This window comes from Halorussus salinus (genome assembly GCF_004765815.2).
Classification (GTDB): Archaea; Halobacteriota; Halobacteria; order Halobacteriales; family Haladaptataceae; genus Halorussus; species Halorussus salinus.
The window spans coordinates 381,310-396,211 of the sequence record NZ_ML974127.1; the positions used below are offsets into that span (position 1 = coordinate 381,310).

Below are 14,902 nucleotides of genomic sequence, written 5' to 3' on the forward strand. Positions count from 1 at the left end.
CCCCCCCCCCGGTGGGGGGGGGGGGGGGGGGGGGGGGGGGGGGGCGGCCCCCCCCCCCCCCCCCCCCCCCCCCCCGCGACCGATAGAAGATATATCAGGAACGTCCCCGTATCGCCGGGCGTGTCACCGAGCGACGAGTCTCCGAGCGCCGACCTATCGAGCGTCGCGGGACCGCTGGCGGCCGACCGACTCCGCGAGGAGGTCGGGGCCGCGCTCCCGGACGCCGACCTGCGCGAGGCGACGCCCATCGAGGAGGGCAAGAACGACGCGTATCTCGTCGTCGTCGAGCAGGAGGGCGACGAGCGTGAACTCGTCCTGAAGGTCGGGGACGGCGATTTCGCTGACGGCTATCGCGCCGAAGCGCGCGTGCTGTCGGCGGTCGGCGAGCGCACCGCGATTCCGGTACCCGAGGTCGTCGGAACCGGCGCGTTCGGCGACGACCCGTCCCTCCTCGCCGAGCGCGTGCCGGGCGCGAACCCGGCCTGTGACCCCGAATCGCTCGCGCCCGAGGCGTTCGAGCGCGTCTGCGCCGACGCGGGGCGCAACCTCGCTCTCCTCCACGAGACCTTTCCGGCGGGCGACTGCGACCTCCTCCCCGACGATGGGTGGGGCATGCTCGCGCTCGATTCCGGGGCCGACGCGCTCCACTTCGCCCGCGAGTTCCCCGACTGGCCGACCTACTTCGAGGCGTGGCTGACCCACAACGTCGAGCGATTGGCGGACACGCGCTTCGAGGACCTGCGCCCCGCGCTGGCCGACCGCGCCGAGGAGTTCACCGACCAGTTACGCTCGCTCGGTCCCTTCGAGTCCGTCCTCACTCATGGCGACTACCGACTCGGCAATCTGCTGGTGGACCCCGAGACCGGCGCGACGCGGGGCGTCGTGGACTGGGCGACCCCGACCGCCGCGCCGCCGACGTGGGAACTGGCCGTCACCGAGGCGATTCTGATAGACTGGCCCGCGCTGGGCGATTCCCGGCAGGACGAGCTTCGGGACCGCCTCTACGAGGAGTACCGAGACGAGAGTCCGGGTCTCCTCGGCGGCGAGGAGTTCGAGACCCACCGCCTCCTCTGTCGGTTCGGCGCGCGCCTCAGACTGATGGTCAACCTCGGCGAGGAGATGGCCGGACGCTCCGAGTCGGCGGTTGAGGCCCGCGCCCGCGAGCATCGGGAGGCCCTGCGCGAGTTCGGCGTGGAGGCGTAGGTCGGAGCGACGACCCGTTCCACCGGGGCGAGAGCGGGCCGACCACCGCCCGCGTCTGGGTGGACCGAAAGGGGCCGGTCGCTGGCGGCCGCAGGCCGTGGTCGTCTGTGCAGGCCCTATTCGCGGCAGGCGGTGCGGAGAGCCGCGAATATCCTGCACAGCGACCGCCAGCGACCGGGGGCTTTCGAGGCGTTCTCCTACTTCTACGTCCGTTTCGGCAACCGGTACGTCCAACGCTGACCACCGAGACGCACAACTTTTGACGACCGACTTCCTACGACTCGATATGACTCTCAGAGCGGGCGTCGTCGCGGTGCAGGGCGACGTGAGCGAACACGCCGAGGCGGTCCGGCGCGCTGGCGAGGCCCACGACCGCGAGACCGAAGTCGTGGAAATCCGGGACCGCGGCGTCGTGCCAGAGTGCGACCTCCTCCTGCTTCCCGGCGGAGAATCGACCACCATCTCACGGCTCCTGCACGACGAGGGCATTGCCGAGGAGATAGTCGCCCACGTCGAGGCTGGCAAGCCGGTGTTGGCCACCTGCGCGGGCCTCATCGTGGCTTCGACCGACGCGGGCGACGACCGCGTGGAGACGCTGGACCTCGTGGACGCGACCGTCGAGCGCAACGCCTTCGGCCGCCAGAAGGACAGCTTCGAGGCTCCCATCGAGGTCGAAGGACTGGACGAGCCGTTTCCCGCGGTGTTCATCCGCGCGCCGGTCATCGCCGACGTGGGCGAGGAGGTCGAGGTGCTGGCCGAGTGGGACGGCCGCCCGGTGGCGATTCGGGACGGTCCGGTGGTCTCCTCGTCGTTCCACCCCGAACTGACCCCCGACTCGCGGATGCACGGACTGAGCCTGTTCGAGACCGACGCGCTCGCTGAGGGCGCGATGGCGGAGTAACCGCCGCCCCGAGGAGAACGACTTTCCCACTCCGGTCCGAACACCCGAGCATGGCAGACATCGATGCCGACACCCTGCTTCCGAACGAGCGAATGCGAAGCGGCGCACAGGACGGCGACGTGACCCAGATTCACCGCGGCCAGCGGTACGCCGACGAGGGCGACCGCTTCGAGGTAGACGGCGACGCGTTCGAGGTCGTGGAAATCCGCGAGCGAACCCTCGGCGACCTGACCGACGAGGACGCCCGCGCGGAGGGGATGCGGGACTTGGAGCAGTACCGCGAGATACTGGACCGCGCCCACGACAACTTCGAGTGGGACGACGACAGCGACATCGTTCTGCACCGGTTCGAGAAAGTGGACGCGTAGATTCGGGCCGTATTTTCGAGACGACTCGTTTCCCGAGGAGAACCCTTAGTCGCGGTACTCCTCGACGGCGACGACTCGTTTCGTCTACTCGTGGCGCTCCCGAACGCGGTCGGCGTGGTCCTCGGACCAGCGACCGAACCCGGCGAGGAGGTCGCGGTCTCCGTCGCCGAAGACGCGTTCGAGAACGTCGTTGTACGACTCGCCGTCGCGGCGACGACGTTCGAGTTCCCGCTTGACGGTATCGCTGACACGAACCTGCTCGTTCGCAGTCCCCATGTGCTACGTTGAACATGGCGTTCACGTCACTTTAGCGTTTGTCCGGGAACGAATCCGAACCGGACGAGACAGGCTGATTGACACGAAAACGAGATGGATTGCTGTCTCGCTGTCGGAGGAACGCGGTCCAACACTGTCGATAGAAGACGCAGTGAGCTAGCTTCAGGCTTGAGCGATGGAGTCAACCGCCCTGCACAGCAACCGCGACGCACCTCGTCCTCCCCAACCGATTGCGGTCCTCGGCCACGGGCCTGCGGTCCTCACCCTCGCGCGGTTGGCGCGTCGTCACCGACGACGCGCCAGCACGCGCCTCCTACGTGACGACAATTGAGCGTCGAGAAGCCGGAAACTGAAGCGTCGAATAGAGAACTCGGGAAATCGATAAATCGGTCGGCTCACCGACGCTCGCGCAGTTCCGCGCGCAGGTCGGCGAGGTCCATCTCCTTCATCGACAGCAGCACGAGGAGGTGGTACACGATGTCGGCGCTCTCGTGAGCTATCTCGTCGCGGTCGTCGTCTTTCGCGGCCAGCAGGAGTTCGGTGGTCTCCTCGCCCAACTTCTCCAAGACCGCGTTCTCGCCCTTCTCGTGGGTGAACAGCGAGGCGGTGTAGGAGTCGTCCGGAAGCGTCTGCTTGCGCTCCTCCACGACCGCGAACAGTTCGTCCAAGATGGCCGCGGTCTCCTCGGGGTCGGCGTCCGCCGAGTGGGCCTCCTCTGGCGGGGTCCCCTCCGCGGGAGTCGATTGCTCGCCGGTCATGCTCCCAACTCCGCGACCTCGCGGATGTCCTGCAACTCGTCGAACTCGTCGCGGTCGCGCCGCCCCGAGGCAAACACCTCGTCGGTCACTTCGATGGGCGCGTTCGTCCGGGCCGCGAGCGCCAGCGAGTCGCTGGGTCGGGCGTCCACCTCGGCCTCGCCCCGCGGCGTGTCGATGTGGAGGTCCGCGATGTAGGTGTTGTCCTCCAGCGCCGAGACCACGACCCGCGTGACTCGCCCGCCCAACTCCTCCACGAGGTCGAGCGTGAGGTCGTGGGTCAGCGGGCGGCCGATGTCCTCGGCCTCCATGCCGCGAGCGATACTGACGGCCTCCTCGAATCCGATGAAGATGGGCAGTACGCCCTCGCCGTCGTCCGGCGCGAGGACGACGACCGGTACCGGCCCCTCGTCGGTCATCGCGACTCGCACTGCGTCGATGTCGGCGTCCATGCACACACCGACGGGAGCCACAAAGAAAAGTCTGCCCTACTGGAAATCGGGAGTAGACAGCGCGCCTCCCGGTCCACGTCGAAGCGAGTCTTACACCACGAAGACCACGGCCAGCGCGACCAACAGCGCGACGACGACCCACAGCACGCTCGCGCCCACCGAGTCCAGACGGTTCGCGTCCGGAGACGCGTCGAGCCATCGCTCTATCGTGAGTACCGGCCGGGTCGCCAGCGCGTCGAGACCGCGGGCGGCCGTGGTCGTCGCCGCGACCGCGGCGTCCAACGCGCGCCGCCCGACGGGGTGGTACACCGAATCGAGGTCCGGGACCGCGGCGACCCGCGAGAGCGGGGCCTTCAGGAGCGCGAACGCCGCGCCCCCGGCGACCAGAACCGCCCCGGCCTTGACGTACTGGGCGGTGACGTAGACCTTGGCCTCCTCGGTTCCCGCGGGCAGGACCGAGAACAGCAGGTCCGGAGAGAGACCGAGGAGGACGCAGGCGACGGCGACGGCGACCAGCGGCGCGGCCTCGACCGGAGAGAGCCGCCGAACCGAGGCCGTCTCCGAGTCGCCGTGACGCTCGCCGAGGAAAGCGTAGTAGCCGAACTTCGAGAACGAGATTACGGTGCCGACGCCGCCGACGACCAGCGCCCACCAGAGCAGGCGGAACTCGGCGGTGTCCGCGCTGTCGATGACCATCCCCTTGCTCACGAAGCCGTTGAACCCCGGCACGCCCGCGATGGCGAACGCCGCGACGAGGTAGGTGGCGAACAGCACCGGCGTCCGGCGGGCGAGTCCGCCCATCTTCTTCAGGCTCTCGGTGCCGGTCCGGACGAGGAGCAAGCCCCCGACCATGAACAGCAGGCTCTTGTAGAGGACGTTGTTCAGCAGGTGGGCCATCGCGCCCGACCGCCCGAGTTGGGTGCCGACCCCGACGCCAGCGACCATGTAGCCGACCTGCGAGACGATGTGGTAGGTCAACAGGCGGCGGACCTCCGTCTGGAGGATGGCGAGCGTGACGCCGACGAGGACCATCGCGCCGCCCGTCGCGGCGATTGCGACGTGGCCGCCGGGGAAGGCTCTGGCGAGCGCGTAGACGCCGACCTTGGTCGTACACCCGCAGAGGACGACGGTCGCCGCGACGTGCGGTTTCGGGTACGAGTCCACCAGCCACGGGTGGAGACCGAGGAACCCGACGTTCAGCCCGATGCCGATGGCCGCCAGCATCGCGGGGAGGCCCGCCGAGAATCCAGTTACTCCGCCCGCCCCGCCCGCGCCGAAGAGGAAGCTCCCGACGCGGAGGTAGTGGAGCAGGACCCCGGCGATGAGGAACGCGCCGCCGATTTCGTGATACACGGCGTAGCGGAACCCCGCCCGGCGGGACTCCTCGTCGTGGTTCCAGAGCAGGAGCGTGGCCCCGATTGCCATCAGCTCCCAGAAGACGACCAAGGTGAGCCAGTCGCCCGCGAAGACGGCACCGAGACAGACCCCGGTGTAGGCCAGCGCGTAGGCCGTCGTCGTCGGATTCGCGTCGGTCGCGTAGGCGTAGACGACGTTCGCCGCCGCGATGAACCCGAGCGCGACCCCGACGGTCCGCGAAATCGGGGCGACCGCGACCAACGCGGCGTCGAAGCCGAACAACTGGGTGGGGAAGTGGACCCCGACCGGGGCCGCGAGGCTCCACGCGAACGCCAGCAAGCCCGCCACCGCGCCGACCGCGTGGCCGACTCGCCGGGAGGCCAGATACGCGACCGGCGCGGCCGCCAACGGGAACGCGGCCGGGGGAATCGACCAGAGCCAGTTCACGGGCCGAACACCTCCGCGACGACCTCCTCGGCGAGGTCGAAGAAGGGCGTCGCGGTCGGTACGATACCCAGCAAAACCGCGACGAGTGCGGTGAACAGTAGGGGACCGAGGAGGGTCGGCGCGGCCTCCGAGAGGGCGCTGTCGGGGGCGGACCACCGCGATTCGAGCGGCGAGTCGAACGCCGCGGTCGAGACGATGGGCCAGAAGAAGAGCAACTTCACGAACGCGGCGGCCCAGAACGCGGCGGCCAGCGCGGGCACCGGTCCGTCGAGCGTCCCCAACGCGAGATACCACTCGCTGACGAACCCGCCGACCAGCGGGAGACCGACGAGTCCCGCCGCCGCGACGGCGAACGTCCCTACCGTGACCGGGTGCCTGCGGGCGATGCCCGCCATCCGGGAGACGTACTCGACCTTCGACTCGACGTAGAGCGTCCCGGCGCAGAAGAACGCGGTAATCTTCATGAACGCGTGAGTCACGAGGTGGAAGAGCGCGCCGAACACCGCGGTCGGCGTGAGCATCGTGAGTCCGAGAACGATGAACGAGAGTTGCGAGACCGTCGAGTAGGCCAACACGCGCTTGAGTTTGTCCTGCCTGAGCGCCAGAAAACCCATCAGAATCATCGTCGCCGCGGCCGCGCCAGCGAGCGGCCAGCGGAGCGCCGACTCCCTGACCGCCTCCGGGCCGAAGACGAACAGGACGACACGGGCGATGCCGAAGACGCCGCTCTTGACGACCGCGACCGCGTGCAGGAGCGCCGAGACCGGCGTCGGCGCGACCATCGCGTCGGGAAGCCAGCCGTGGAGGGGCACGATGGCGGCCTTGACGCCGAAACCGACCGCGAGGAGTCCGAACGCGGCGTTCGCCAGTAGCGGGTCGGCGCTCGTGAGCGCCGCCAGTCCGCCGGGGACGAACGAGACCGACCCGGCGAGGACGTACACCAGCACCGTGCCGCCGAGGACCGCGACCCCGCCAGCGAAGGCGTAGCGGGCGTACTTCCGGCCCGAGCGTCGCGCCTCGTCGGTGCCAGCGTGCGCGACCAGCGGGTACGTGGCGACCGTCAGCAGTTCGTAGGCGACGAACAGCGTCAGCAGGTTCGCGGCGAACGCGACGCCCATCGTGGCCGCGATGCTGGCCGCGAACGCCGCGAAGAAGCGCGTCTGGTCGTGTTCGTCGAGGCCGCGCATGTAGCCGACGCTGTAGACGCTGGCCGCGCCCCACAGCACCGCCGCGACCGAGGCGAACAGCACGGCGAGCGCGTCGGCCCGGACCGCGAGCGGGACGCCCGTGACGAAGGTGCCCGCCGAGAACTGGGGCGTCCGGCCCGCGAGCGCGTCGGGCACGAGGCTGGCGACGACGACCAACTCGACGCCGACCGCGAGCAACGTCCACGACTCGCGAAGGTTCGGCCGACTGCCCGACGCGAGGACCGCGAGGGCCGCCAGCGCCGGGACGAGGACCGCGAGCGCGGCCCGGAGCGAAAGTAAATCGGTCACGCTAACAACCCCCGAATCGCCGGTTCGAGGAACTGCGCGAGCGTCGCGGCCCCGAGACCGAGCGCGACCGTAGCGAGCGCCGCGAGGGCGGGCAGGGCGGAGAGGCCGGACGAACCGTCCGAACCGTCGCCCGGAGTACGAGGAGCCACGTCGTCCGCCCCGCCGTCTTCGGCGAAGTACATTCGGACGAGAATCCGGCCGAAGTACGCCACCGAGAGGAGACTGCTCGCCAGCACCGCGGCGACGAGGAGCCACGCCTCCGCTCGCGCCGCGGCCACGAGGACGTACCACTTGCCCGCGAACCCGACGGTGGGCGGGACGCCGACCATCCCGAACGCGAGGACGGCGAACGCGGCGCTGGCGACCGGCGCGCGGTACCCGACGCCCGCGTACTCCTCGACGGTCTTCGCGCCGGTCGAGAGCGCGAGGAGTCCCGCGGCGAAGAACAGTCCCGCCTTGGTGACGGCGTGACCGAGCAGGTGAACCGCCGCGCCGGTCAGGCCGGTCGAGGTCCCGAGGCCGACGCCGACCACGACGATACCCAGTTGGGAGACCGTCGAGTACGCCAGCACGCGCTTGACCGTCTCCTCGCGGAGCGCGCCGACGCCGCCGACGAGGAGGCTGACCGCGCCGACCCCCGAGACGAGCGAGCCGACCGCCGGGTTCGCGTCGAGGAATCCGACGCCGAACGCGCCGTAGAGGACCGTCACGAAGGCGTAAGTTCCCGCGGTCGTCACCAGCGCCGAGAGGTCCACGCTCGCCGGGACCGAGGCCTTCGCGTGGGCGTCGGGCAACCACGTGTGGACCGGCACGAGCGGAATCTTGACCGCGAGGCCGACGAACGCGAGCGCGAACGCCGCGAGGACCAGCGGCGCGTCCAGCCCGATTTGGGAAATGTATTTGTTGCTCTCGGCAATGTTTAGATTCCCAGTCCCGATGTAGAGGTAGCCGACGGCCAGCAGATAGAGCGTCGCGCCGACGGTCCCGACCAGCAGGTAGCGGAACGCCGCCCGCGCCGACCCCTCCTCGCCGACCGAGACGAGCGCGTAGGCCGCCAGTCCCGCGATTTCGAGGAAGACGTAGAGGTTGAACAGGTCGGCGGTCACGGCGATGCCCGACAGGCCGCCCGCCAGCAGGACGAACAGCGCGTCCGACCGGGCGTCGCCGACGCCGACCGCGAGGGCGTACCAGACCGCTCCGGTCGAGACGACCGCGACGACCGCGACCACCAGCGCCGCGAACGGGTCCGCCGCGAGCGCGATGCCGACCCGCGGCGGCAGGTCGGCCACGACGGTCCGGACTCGCCCCTCGTCGGCGACCCGTGCGACCAGCGCGACCGCCAGCGCGGCGTGGACCGCGAGCGTCGCGAGCGCGGTCCGGCGAGCGAGCCGCGATGAGTCGAAGTCAGGCGCATCCACGCGACCGTTCCGGCCCGCGAGAAGGTCCAGCAGAACCGCCAGCGCCGCGCCGACGACCGGCACGCCGACCAGCGCGACCAGCAGGCTCACGCGCCACCTCCCGACTCCGAGGGAGAGCCGTCTCCGGCCTCCTCGCGCCGAATCCGGACGACCAGCGCGAGCGCGACCGCGGTCAGGCTCACGCCGACGACGATGGCGGTCAGCACGAGGACGTGCGGGAGCGGATTCACCGGCGGTCCAGTCCCGCCAGCCAGCACCGCCCGCCCGCCGGTCCGGTAGGCTGCCGCGACCAGCACCAGCAGGACGCCGGTCTGAAAGAGGTTGAGTCCGACGACCTTCTTGAGCCGGTTCGGCTCGCCGACCAGCGTTCCCAGTCCGAGCGAGACCAGCGCGACCGCGACCAGATACGGCAGGCGGTCGAGGTACGCCTCAAGCATCGTCGCCCTCCTCGGCGGGGTCGCGGTCCGTGCCTGCGGCGCGGGTCGCGCCGTCTCGCGGCGTCTCGCCGCTCGGCGTCTTCGAGGCGCGTCGTGCCTCGCTATCGCCGACCAGCGCGAAGAACAGGCCGACGAGCGCCGCGGCCACGGTCGCCGCGATGGCGACTTCGATGACTTCGGTGGCGTACACCGCTGGCTTCGGAATCGGGTACGCCGCGAGTTCGAGGAGTCTCCCCCCGAACGCCAGCGGGCCGACCCCGACCGCGGCGAACCCCACCACGCCCGCGGCCGCGAGCGCCGGGAGGCGGGCGACCGCGAACTCCTCGCGGACGACGCCCGGACCGAGCGCGAACCCGAGGAGAACCACGGTCGCCGCGACGACGACGCCGCCCTGAAAGCCGCCGCCGACCGACGACGTGCCGTGGAGCGTCGTGAAGACGCCGAACGTGGCGGCGAACGGCGCGACGAGTCGGACCGTCGTGGCGGCGACCGCGCCGACGGCCTCCTCGTCGGCGTCCGCATCGGGCGACCCGCTCTCTCCGTCGCCGCTCGCGCGACCCTCGTCGCCGCTCACGCCACCACCTCCCGGAGGACCACCGCGGCCGCGACCCCGGCCGCGAAGACGACCACGATTTCGCCGAAGGTGTCGAAGCCCCGATACACGACCAGAATCGCCGTCACCACGTTGTCGATGCCGAGTCGCGGCGCGTCCGCGAGGTAGAACGGCACCACCCGCCGGAACGGCGGCGTCTCGGGGTCGCCGAACGCCGGGAGCGCGGGCACCGTCGCGCCGAGCGCGAGCGCGGTCCCGGCCGCCGTGAGCGCCGTCGCGGGTCGAACCCGCAAGCCGGTCCGCGTCTCGGTGACTGTCGCCAGCGCGCCCGTCCGACGCAGGACCGCCAGCAGGAGCGCGGTCGTGACGCCAGCGCCGACCGCGGCCTCGGTCAGCGCCACATCGGGCGCGCGTAGGACCGCCCACGTGGTCGCCAGCGCCAGCCCGTACGCCCCGAACGCGACCGCGAACGCGGGCGGGTCCTCCAGCGCGACCACCGTCACTGCCCCGAGGAGGGCCAGCGCGAGCGTCGCCCCGAGGAGCGCGTCAACCATGCTCACGTCCCCCTACCGAGTCGGCTTCGCCCCCCGACTCGTCCTCGTCGCCGGTCCGGAGCGGAACCCCGGACAGGTAGGCCGTCCGGACGACGGCGTGGGTCGCCGCGGGCGTCGTCGCCAGCACGAAGAGAGCGAGGAGCGCGACCTTCAGCGCGGCCGCGTCGAGACCGAAGGCGACGCCGACCGCCGCGAACGCCGAGAGCGCGCCGAGCGTGTCGGCCTTCGAGGCGGCGTGGGCGCGCGAGTAGCAGTCGGGCAGGCGCACGAGACCGACGACGGCGAGACCGGTGAACGCGACGCTCCCGACCGCCAGCAGGGCCACGACGAGTTCGCGCGGGGTCACGGCGCTCCTCCCTCCGAGTCGATTTCCGGACTCGCGCGCTCGCCGAGAATCCGGGCGAGACCGACGCTCAACAGGAAGTTGAGCAGGCCGTACGCCAGCGCCACGTCGAGCAGGCCGGTGTCGTCGAACGCCGCCCCGAGGAGCGCCAGCACCACCACGGCGGTCGTCCCGAGAGCGTTGACCGCGACCACGCGGTCCTGCACCGTCGGCCCGACGACGACGCGGTAGCCCACCGCGATGGCCAACCCGACCAGCACCGCCGCGACGCCGAGCAGGAAGTCGGTCGGCGCGACGGTCATCCGCGGTCTCCGCGGTCCCGGTCTCGGTTCGACTCGCTCCGCGCGCGCTCGGCGGTCCGGTCCGCTCCCCGGCCGAAGATTCCGGCGACCGACCGCTGGAGGCGTCCGCCTCGCAACGACTCGCGGGACGCCGCGGTGAGCGCGTGGACGCGGAACTCGTCGTCGCGCACGTCGAGGACGACCGTGCCGGGCGTGAGCGTGATGGCGCTGGCCAGCACGGTGCGCTCTACGTCCGAGCGCCCAGTCACGTCCACGCGGACGACCGCGGGTTCGACCGGGAGCCGCGGGTCGAGGACCACCGCCGCGAGCGAGACGTTGGCCTTCAGAATCTCCCAGAGGAGGCCCGGCAGGAACGCGGCTCCTCGGACGAGGCGACCGGCGGTCCGGCCCGCGGCGGGCGATTCGCGGAACGCGACCCCGGCGAACGCGACGGCCACGACCCCGGCGGTGAGCGCGCCGGTCACGAGGTCGAAGGGGTCGGTCGGGTCCCCCAACGCGAGGTAGAAGGCGTACGAGACGACGAACGTGGCCAGCAGGCGGGCGATGGCACTGTCGGCGGGCGACGATGGCTCGCTTCCCCTCATCCCTTGGAGCTACGAACACGTCTACCGCCATTACGCTTTGGCCGGGTGGATTCGGCATGTTATCTCGTTGTGACGAGCGGGACCGCTACTACCGGGGTAACGACTGCCTCGAAAGCCCCCACCCGACGGTGGAACGACCGGTCGAGTGTCACCCGGTGGAACTTTCGACGTACCCGACTCTCGAAGTGAATCAGCACCGATTAGTCGCCACCGGTCCAATCGCCGCCAATGACCGACCTCGGCAAGGTAGACCGCGCGTTCTTCGACCGGTACATCTACCCCAACCTCGGGGCCGACCGCGCCGACGTGGCGCTCGGACCGCAACACGGCGTAGACTTCGGCGTCGTGGAGGTCGGCGGACGGGCGGTCGTGCTGGCCAGCGACCCCCTCTCGGTCGTCCCGGCGCTGGGCTTCGAGGAGGCCGGGTGGTTCGCGGTCCACGTCGCGCTCTCGGACGCCGCGGTGTCGGGCATCCCGCCCTCGCACCTCTCGGTCACGTTCACGCTCCCGCCGGAGATGACCGACGAGGAGTTCGGCGCGGTCTGGGAGGCGTTCGACCGGGAGGCCAGCGAGCTGGGCGTCAGCATCGTCACGGGCCACACCGCGCGGTACGGCGGCTGTTCGTACCCGTGGGTCGGCGGCGCGACCACGCTGGCGGTCGGCGACCCCGACGAGGTGGTCCGGCCCGACGGCGCGACGCCGGGCGACAGGCTCCTCGTGACGAAGGGACCGGGCGTCGAGGTCGCGGGCTTCCTCGTGCGGCTGTTCGAGGAGGCCGTGGACCTCCCCGACGCCACGATTGCCGAGGCCAAAGAGCGGTTCTGGGACATGAGTCCGGTCCGGGACGCGCTGACCGCCGCGGCCGCCGGACCCGTCACCGCGATGCACGACGCGACCGAGGGCGGCCTCCGGGGCGCGCTGGTCGAACTGGCCGAGGCGGGCGGCGTCCGCCTCGACGTGGACTCGGACGCGGTGCCGATGCTCCCCGGCGTCGCCGAGTCCTGCGAGTTCTTCGGCATCGACCCGTGGGCCGCGACCAGCGAGGGGACGCTCCTGCTGACGGTCGAATCGGGCGGCGTCGAGTCGGTCCTCGCGGCGCTCGACGCCGAGGGCATCCCGGCCGCCGAAATCGGCGCAGTCCGGACGGGCGAGGGCGTCTTCGTGGACGGCGAGCGCACCGAGAAGCCCGACTCCGACCCCTCGTGGGAAGTCTTCGACGAGTACGCCGCGGAGGTCGGGTTGGAGTGAGCGAAGCCAGACGCTCGTGGTTCGTCGTTTTCGGGGGCCTCCTCGGTCTCCTCGTTCTCCTCGTCCTCCCCGCGGCGTTCCGGGGCGACGTGCCCGCCGACCCGACCGCTATCACGACGTTCGGACTCCTGTTCGGCGCGTCGATACTGTATCTCCTCGGGGGTCTCGGTCGCTCGGTCGGGGGCTTCGAGTGGAACAAACACGTCGGTCTCGGCAACGTCTGTATGGGTCTCCAGATGGTCGTCCGCGCGCTCGCTGAGTTCGTCGGAGCGAGCGGCGACATCGCCCTCGTCGCCGCGCTCGGGAGTGGACTCGGTGGTCTGACACTGGCGTACATGGGTCTCGACTGGTTCCGCGGCGGTCGCTACTTCGACCTCTCGGCCTTCGAGGAGTCGCCGACGCCGGACGAATCGCGGCCGACCGAAGTCAAGTAACTCGGTCTCGCCCGCGGCGCGGCCGACCAAGCTTAACCTCTCGGAGCGCCTACGCGTAACCGATATGACCAACTGGTACGCGGTCGGAGTCGGATTCGTCGTCATGACAGTCGTCGGCGTCGTCGGCCTCGCGATTCCGGGTCTCGGTCAACTCACCGCAGGACTGGTCGGCGGGTTCGTCGCTGGCTATCTGGCGGCTGGCGGGGCCGGACGCGGCGCGTGGCACGGCCTGCTGGCGGGGTCGCTCGGCGGCATTGTCGTCGCAGTCGTCTTCGGCGCGGCGGTCGGTCTCCTCGGAACTATCGGTCTCGGTCCGTTCGGCCCGTTGCTCGGCGGGAGCGTCTTCTTCGTCGTTCTCCTCGTCGCGCTCGTGATGGGGTTGGAGAGCGCGCTCGCCGGTGCGCTCGGCGGGTGGATAGCCGAGGAGTGAGACCCGATAGCGACGTAGCACGGTTTTATTTCGAGGGCGTGCGGACGGCGAGGTATGCACTGGAAGACCGACTGGGAGCTTCGCGCTCGGATGGCCGCCGTGTTGACCTTGTTGGGCGGTCTCCTCGTCGGGTTCGCGCTCGCGCTCCACTGGGTGCTGACCGACGTGCTGTCGGCGGTGCTGACCCTGATTCTGACCGACGGCGAGGTCCGCGCCGGCGGCGAGACCGTGACGCGACTCCCCGACGGGAGCGTCGTGGTCGGCGATTGGCTCGGTCTCGGCCTGCTGGTCGCTCTCTTCGCGGTCGCGGTCGTCTCGGAACTGGTCTTGAGCGAGAAGTTCACCGGCGAGGAGGGCGCGGTCCGGTCGGCCGAGGACGCGCCCGCCGACCTCCGGAAGCGACTCGCTCGCCTCGCCCAGACCGCCGACGTGCCCGAACCGACGCTGGTCGTCGCCGAGACCGAGACACCCAAGGCGTACACGACCGGCGTCCTGCCGGGCAACGCGACCGTCGTCGTCTCGACGGGACTCCTCGATGCGGTCTCGGACGACGAACTCGACGCGGTGCTGGCCCACGAACTCGCGCACGTCAAGAACCGCGACGCCAGCGTGATGACCGCGGCCTCGCTGGTCGAAATCGTCGGCCGGTGGCTCCTGACGTGGTTCGAGCGCGACCCCGACGAGATACCGACCGACCGCCACGGGAACCCGCGCGAGGAGACCGAGCGCGCGCCACTCGGCGGGTTCGCGCGCGTCTTCCACTTCTTCGCCGTCCGGCCAATCGCGTGGACGTTCTGGTGGGTCGGCCGCGGGTTGACGCGCCTCCTCTCGCAGTACCGGGAGTTCGCGGCCGACCGGGGCGCGGCCGCCATCACGGGGTCGCCCGCCGCGGTCGCCTCGGCGCTGGCCACCCTCGACCGCGCGGCCAGCGAGGCCCCCGAGACCGACCGGCGAGCGCGCGCGACCGTCCAGTCGGCGTTCTACGTCGTCCCCGTTCCGGAGGCCGACCCGGACGCCGAGGAGGCCTTCGACTCGTCGGAGTACACCGGGTTCGCGGTCGAGGGCCGCGAGCGGACCGCCGTCGAAAAGCTGGACGAGGCCGCCACCGACGCGACCGCCGGGGCCGTCGAGACGGCCAACTCCGCGACCGACTTCCCGACCCACCCCGCGACCGACGAGCGAATCGCCCGACTCCGGCGACTGGAGCGGGAACGCGAGTTCTGACTGCCGACCGCTCGGCCGTCGCCTCCGTCACGACCGACCTCGGCAATCGCCCGCCGGAAGAGACGGGCCCCGACGGATTGGCCCGCGCGAGGGTCAACGCTTTTCCTCCGGTACGTCGTGG

General features: G+C 70.8%; 19 protein-coding genes. 7 read left to right on the top strand and 12 right to left on the bottom strand.

The features are described from left to right. Window positions 1-120 precede the first annotated feature (120 nt). From EPL00_RS01870 to EPL00_RS01880, 3 genes are all read left to right on the top strand, one after another. Window positions 121-1,203 carry a phosphotransferase family protein gene (locus EPL00_RS01870; protein WP_162224126.1) on the top strand — a complete coding sequence of 361 codons (1,083 nt, stop codon included), beginning with the start codon at window positions 121-123 and terminating at the stop codon, window positions 1,201-1,203. A gap of 286 nt (window positions 1,204-1,489) precedes the next feature. Then, complete coding sequence (gene pdxT / locus EPL00_RS01875) at window positions 1,490-2,104, top strand: pyridoxal 5'-phosphate synthase glutaminase subunit PdxT (protein WP_135852103.1); 615 nt, start codon at window positions 1,490-1,492, stop codon at window positions 2,102-2,104. A gap of 50 nt (window positions 2,105-2,154) precedes the next feature. Beyond that, window positions 2,155-2,472 (top strand): ASCH domain-containing protein, encoded by a 318-nt coding sequence (locus tag EPL00_RS01880; protein WP_135852102.1) that lies wholly within the window; start codon window positions 2,155-2,157, stop codon window positions 2,470-2,472. 84 nt (window positions 2,473-2,556) lie between these two features. On the opposite strand, the gene EPL00_RS01885 is transcribed toward EPL00_RS01880, so the two are convergent. From EPL00_RS01885 to EPL00_RS01940, 12 genes are all read right to left on the bottom strand, one after another. Beyond that, window positions 2,557-2,748 (bottom strand): antitoxin VapB family protein, encoded by a 192-nt coding sequence (locus EPL00_RS01885; protein WP_135852101.1) that lies wholly within the window; start codon window positions 2,746-2,748, stop codon window positions 2,557-2,559. A gap of 395 nt (window positions 2,749-3,143) precedes the next feature. Next, window positions 3,144-3,506 carry a phosphoribosyl-ATP diphosphatase gene (hisE, locus tag EPL00_RS01890; protein ID WP_135852100.1) on the bottom strand — a complete coding sequence of 121 codons (363 nt, stop codon included), beginning with the start codon at window positions 3,504-3,506 and terminating at the stop codon, window positions 3,144-3,146. Further along, on the bottom strand, window positions 3,503-3,955 hold the full coding sequence (locus EPL00_RS01895) for a bifunctional nuclease family protein (protein WP_135852099.1): 453 nt from the start codon (window positions 3,953-3,955) through the stop codon (window positions 3,503-3,505). Before EPL00_RS01895 ends, hisE begins: the two co-directional genes overlap by 4 nt. A gap of 90 nt (window positions 3,956-4,045) precedes the next feature. Next, window positions 4,046-5,758, bottom strand: a complete 1,713-nt coding sequence (locus EPL00_RS01900) for a proton-conducting transporter transmembrane domain-containing protein (protein WP_135852098.1) — start codon at window positions 5,756-5,758, stop codon at window positions 4,046-4,048. After that, the gene (locus EPL00_RS01905; protein WP_135852097.1) at window positions 5,755-7,254 is read right to left on the bottom strand and encodes a proton-conducting transporter transmembrane domain-containing protein; all 1,500 of its coding nucleotides are present in this window, start codon (window positions 7,252-7,254) and stop codon (window positions 5,755-5,757) included. Before EPL00_RS01905 ends, EPL00_RS01900 begins: the two co-directional genes overlap by 4 nt. Continuing rightward, complete coding sequence (locus EPL00_RS01910; RefSeq protein WP_135852096.1) at window positions 7,251-8,762, bottom strand: proton-conducting transporter transmembrane domain-containing protein; 1,512 nt, start codon at window positions 8,760-8,762, stop codon at window positions 7,251-7,253. Before EPL00_RS01910 ends, EPL00_RS01905 begins: the two co-directional genes overlap by 4 nt. Then, a complete protein-coding gene (locus tag EPL00_RS01915) occupies window positions 8,759-9,109 on the bottom strand; it encodes a cation:proton antiporter subunit C (RefSeq protein WP_135852095.1) in 351 nt (116 codons plus the stop codon). Before EPL00_RS01915 ends, EPL00_RS01910 begins: the two co-directional genes overlap by 4 nt. After that, window positions 9,102-9,683, bottom strand: coding sequence for an MnhB domain-containing protein (locus tag EPL00_RS01920; protein WP_135852094.1), 582 nt, complete (start codon window positions 9,681-9,683; stop codon window positions 9,102-9,104). The genes EPL00_RS01915 and EPL00_RS01920 overlap by 8 nt, the downstream gene beginning before the upstream one ends. Then, entirely contained in the window at window positions 9,680-10,216 is a 537-nt protein-coding gene (locus tag EPL00_RS01925) for a DUF4040 domain-containing protein (protein ID WP_135852093.1), read from the bottom strand. The genes EPL00_RS01920 and EPL00_RS01925 overlap by 4 nt, the downstream gene beginning before the upstream one ends. Continuing rightward, entirely contained in the window at window positions 10,209-10,562 is a 354-nt protein-coding gene (gene mnhG / locus EPL00_RS01930) for a monovalent cation/H(+) antiporter subunit G (protein ID WP_135852092.1), read from the bottom strand. Before mnhG ends, EPL00_RS01925 begins: the two co-directional genes overlap by 8 nt. After that, window positions 10,559-10,861, bottom strand: coding sequence for a cation:proton antiporter (locus EPL00_RS01935; RefSeq protein WP_135852091.1), 303 nt, complete (start codon window positions 10,859-10,861; stop codon window positions 10,559-10,561). The genes mnhG and EPL00_RS01935 overlap by 4 nt, the downstream gene beginning before the upstream one ends. Beyond that, complete coding sequence (locus tag EPL00_RS01940) at window positions 10,858-11,445, bottom strand: Na+/H+ antiporter subunit E (protein ID WP_135852090.1); 588 nt, start codon at window positions 11,443-11,445, stop codon at window positions 10,858-10,860. Before EPL00_RS01940 ends, EPL00_RS01935 begins: the two co-directional genes overlap by 4 nt. Window positions 11,446-11,673: 228 nt before the next feature. Between EPL00_RS01940 and EPL00_RS01945 the strand changes: the two genes are divergently transcribed. The 4 genes from EPL00_RS01945 to EPL00_RS01960 all read left to right on the top strand — a co-directional run bounded on the left by EPL00_RS01945 (window position 11,674) and on the right by EPL00_RS01960 (window position 14,781). Further along, complete coding sequence (locus tag EPL00_RS01945) at window positions 11,674-12,693, top strand: AIR synthase family protein (protein ID WP_135852089.1); 1,020 nt, start codon at window positions 11,674-11,676, stop codon at window positions 12,691-12,693. After that, window positions 12,690-13,127, top strand: coding sequence for a hypothetical protein (locus EPL00_RS01950; RefSeq protein ID WP_135852088.1), 438 nt, complete (start codon window positions 12,690-12,692; stop codon window positions 13,125-13,127). Before EPL00_RS01945 ends, EPL00_RS01950 begins: the two co-directional genes overlap by 4 nt. Window positions 13,128-13,191: 64 nt before the next feature. Next, complete coding sequence (locus EPL00_RS01955; protein WP_135852087.1) at window positions 13,192-13,557, top strand: DUF5518 domain-containing protein; 366 nt, start codon at window positions 13,192-13,194, stop codon at window positions 13,555-13,557. Between the two features lie 54 nt (window positions 13,558-13,611). Beyond that, complete coding sequence (locus tag EPL00_RS01960; RefSeq protein ID WP_135852086.1) at window positions 13,612-14,781, top strand: M48 family metalloprotease; 1,170 nt, start codon at window positions 13,612-13,614, stop codon at window positions 14,779-14,781. Window positions 14,782-14,902: the final 121 nt, after the last annotated feature.